Source organism: Kitasatospora sp. NPDC057542, from assembly GCF_042801945.1.
Classification (GTDB): Bacteria; Actinomycetota; Actinomycetes; order Streptomycetales; family Streptomycetaceae; genus Kitasatospora.
This window is the reverse complement of record NZ_JBHVFE010000690.1, coordinates 1-3280: the sequence shown is the minus strand read 5'-3', so window position 1 is coordinate 3280 and position 3280 is coordinate 1. Positions and strand designations below refer to the sequence as shown.

At 74.1% G+C, this 3280-nt stretch carries 3 protein-coding genes; 1 reads left to right on the top strand and 2 read right to left on the bottom strand.

Annotation, left to right across the window (positions count from 1 at the left end; genetic code table 11):
- Positions 1-48: 48 nt before the first annotated feature.
- Both ACFU7Y_RS42145 and ACFU7Y_RS42140 read right to left on the bottom strand, forming a co-directional pair.
- Positions 49-1593, bottom strand: coding sequence for an MFS transporter (locus ACFU7Y_RS42145; RefSeq protein ID WP_380771728.1), 1545 nt, complete (start codon positions 1591-1593; stop codon positions 49-51).
- Positions 1594-1613: 20 nt separating this feature from the next.
- The gene (locus tag ACFU7Y_RS42140; RefSeq protein WP_380771726.1) at positions 1614-2252 is read right to left on the bottom strand and encodes an NADPH-dependent FMN reductase; all 639 of its coding nucleotides are present in this window, start codon (positions 2250-2252) and stop codon (positions 1614-1616) included.
- Between the two features lie 147 nt (positions 2253-2399).
- Here ACFU7Y_RS42140 and ACFU7Y_RS42135 point away from each other — a divergent pair, with 147 nt between their 5' ends.
- Positions 2400-3152: a TetR/AcrR family transcriptional regulator gene (locus ACFU7Y_RS42135; RefSeq protein ID WP_224276793.1), complete on the top strand. Its 753-nt coding sequence runs from the start codon at positions 2400-2402 to the stop codon at positions 3150-3152.
- Positions 3153-3280: the final 128 nt, after the last annotated feature.

Sequence of the window (3280 nt, the reverse complement as noted above, 5' to 3'; positions counted from 1 at the left end):
CCCCGGGCGGTCTCCCGCTCCGCCCGGGGGCCTTCGCGTCGCCCGGGATCACCCGGCCGCGCCCGCCTTCGCGGGTGCGTCGGCCGACGCCGGCTCCCCGGTTGCCCCCCGCTGCGGGCGGGCCAGGCAGGCGACCGCCGTGGCCACCGCCGCCAGCAGCGCGCCGCCCGCGGCCGTGCCGTGCAGCCCGCCGGTGACCGCCGCCCCGACGGCGTCGCGGACCTCGGCCGGGAGCTCGGCGAGGGCGGACGGGGTCAGACCGCCGCCACCGGTGAGACGGCCGGCGTCGGCGGCCCCGAGGCGCTCCGCGAGCGAGCCGGTGAGCCGCGCCGAGTAGACCGCGCCGAGCACGGCCATGCCCAGCGAACCGCCGATGCTGCGCAGCAGGGTGACCACGCCCATCGCCGCGCCCATGTCCTGGGGCGGGACGGTGCCCATCGAGGTCAGCAGGGTGCTCTGGGTCAGCAGGCCGATCCCGACCCCGGCGACCGCGGTGAGCGCGGAGGCGAGGGCCACCGGCGTACCGGGGCCGAGGAGCAGCAGCAGCGCGGAGCCGGCCAGGGCCAGCGCGCCGCCCAGCAGCGGGTAGCGCCGCTCGCCGCCGGGTCGGCCCATCAGCCGCGCCGTCACCAGCTGGGTGCCCATCATGCCGAGCATCAGCGGCAGCAGGAGCAGGCCGCCGACGGTGGGCGAGGCGCCCTGGACGAACTGGAAGTACTGCGGCAGGTAGCCGATCAGGGCGAGCATGATCGCACCGGACAGGAAGCCGAGCACCTGGGCGACGGTGAAGTTGCGCACGCGGAACAGCGCGGGCGGGATCAGTGGCCCGGGGGCGCGCAGTTCGGTCCGGACGAACCCGGCCAGCGCGACCACCGCGACGGCCGCCGCGCCGAGGAGCTGCGGGGAGGTCCAGGAGTAGGCGACGCCGCCCCAGGTGCCGACCAGGGTGAGCGCGGTGATGCCGGTGGTCAGCAGGGCGACCCCGGCCCAGTCGAACGGGGCGCGCACCCGCTCGGTGCGCAGTCGCACCCCGACGCCGACCGCGAACAGGGCGAACAGCCCGATCGGCAGGTTGACGTAGAAGGCCCAGCGCCAGCTGAGGCGTTCGGTGAGGAGGCCGCCGAGCAGCGGTCCGCCGACGAAGGCGATCGGCATCAGCACGCCGATCACCGACTGCACCCGGGCCCGGTCGTCGGCCGGGACGAGCACCCCGATCACGGAGAGCGCGCCGACCATCAGCCCGCCCGCGCCGATTCCCTGGAGCCCCCGGAAGGCGACCAGCTGCGCCATGTCCTGGGCGAGCCCGGAGAGCACCGAGCCCACGAGGAACACCACCACCGCCCACTGGTAGGCGCCCTTGCGCCCGTACAGGTCGCCCAGCCGGCCCCAGAGCGGGGTAGTGGCGGCGGAGGTCAGCAGGTAGGCGGTGAGGGCCCAGGAGAGGTGCTCCAGCCCGCCGAGGTCGCCGACGACGGTGGGCAGCGCCGTGCTGATGATCTCCCCGTCGAGGGCCGCGAGGAAGATGCCGAGCATCAGCCCGACCACGCCGAGCAGCGGCGGTTTGGGGCGGTCCCCGGCCGGTTCCACGACCATGCTCCTTCCCCCTTCCGCGCTCAGGCCGCGAACGGGCGGGTCTGCCGGGCGTCCCGCAAGGCCTGTGCCCACCAGGTGAGCTGGTCGAGCATGGTCTTGGCGGCGGCGTCGGCGGCCGGGTCGATCGCCTTGCCGTCGGTGTCGAAGCACTGCGCGGCGCCGTGGAAGCTGACCGTGTTGCGGATCGTCGCGGCGTTCAGCTCCGCCATCACCACCCGGAGCTGCTCGACGGCCCGCAGGCCCCCGGACAGACCGCCGTACGAGACGAAGCCGACCGGCTTGCCGTGCCACTGCCGGTTGTGCCAGTCGATGGCGTTCTTCAGCGGGGCCGGAAAGCTGTGGTTGTACTCGGGCGTGACGAACACGAAGGCGTCGGCCGCCTCCAGCCGGGGCGACACCGCGGCCAGCAACTCGGCGTCACCCGGGGGCAGTTCGCCGCCGAAGGACGGGAAGGTGGTGGGCAGCGGGGTCTCCACCAGGTCGATCCGGTCGGCGGTCAGGTCGCCGCGGGCCTCCAGGTGGCCGAGCAGCCAGTCGGTGACCACCGGACCGAAGCGGCCTTCGCGGGTGCTGCCGACGAGGACGGCGACCTTCAGGTTCTGCTCCGCGGCCTTCTGCTCCACTGCCTTCTGCTCCGTGGACTTCTGCTCCGTGGACATGGGAATCCCCCTCCGGGACGGCTGGTGTGTACGGCGTATCCGCTGCGGATACAACGTACACATCGACGCGTACGCCGTCCACTACCGATACGCCGTACACGGCAACTGCTAGGCTGCGAAGCACCCCAGTCGGAAGGAGCCCGCCCCATGCCCGCTCAGCAGGCCCCCACCGGGGACACCCCCGCAGGCGACGACAAGCCCCAGATCTCGCTCTGGGAGCGCCTGGACCGCCCGGCCCCCGCGCCGCGCACCACCCTGACCCCGCACCGGATCGCCGAGGCCGCGGTCGCCATCGCGGACGCCGAGGGCCTGGACGCCGTCACGATGCGCCGACTGGCCGGCGAGCTCGGCGTCGCCCCGATGGCCGCCTACCGGTACGTCTCCGGCAAGGACGAACTCATCGAGCTGATGGTCGACCACGTGTACGGCCAGCTGCCGCTGGACGCACCCTCCGAGGGCTGGCGGGACACCATGCGCGGCCTGGCCGTCCACCTGCGAGCAATGCATCTGGCCCACCCGTGGACCGTCCGGGCGGCCACCCCGTTCTCCCTCAGCCCCAACCAACTGGCCGTCCCCGAGCGCGCGTTCGCCGCCCTGGCCGAGCACGGCCTGGACGCCGACACCACCATGGCGGTGTTCCGCACCGTCACCGGCTACGTCCACGGCTCGGTCGCCGCCGAGGTCACCCTGGAGACCCTCCGCCGCGAGCGCGGCTGGTCCGACGGCGACCAGACCCGGGCCGGCCTCGCCTCCCGGATGAGCTGGCTGATGGGCACCGGCCGCTACCCCAGCTACCAGCGCTACCTCCACGAGGCCACCCGCAAGGACGACCCCGACTGGCAGTTCGCAACCGGCCTCGACTGCGTCCTCGACGGCATCGCCGCCCACTTCGGCCTCTGACCGGTACGCCTGCGCGGGAAGTCGGCCGGTCCGACTTCCCGCACACCCACTTCACGCGCGCACGTGTCGCCCGCTCGGCGCACGGGGCTGGCGGCTTCCCCGACGGGCGGAGAGGTTGTGTCCGGGGC

Coding starts and splice junctions, on each gene's coding strand:
- ACFU7Y_RS42140 (WP_380771726.1), bottom strand. CDS start 2,252: ATGTCCACGGAGCAGAAGTCCACGGAGCAGAAGGCAGTGGAGCAGAAG.
- ACFU7Y_RS42145 (WP_380771728.1), bottom strand. CDS start 1,593: ATGGTCGTGGAACCGGCCGGGGACCGCCCCAAACCGCCGCTGCTCGGC.
- ACFU7Y_RS42135 (WP_224276793.1), top strand. CDS start 2,400: ATGCCCGCTCAGCAGGCCCCCACCGGGGACACCCCCGCAGGCGACGAC.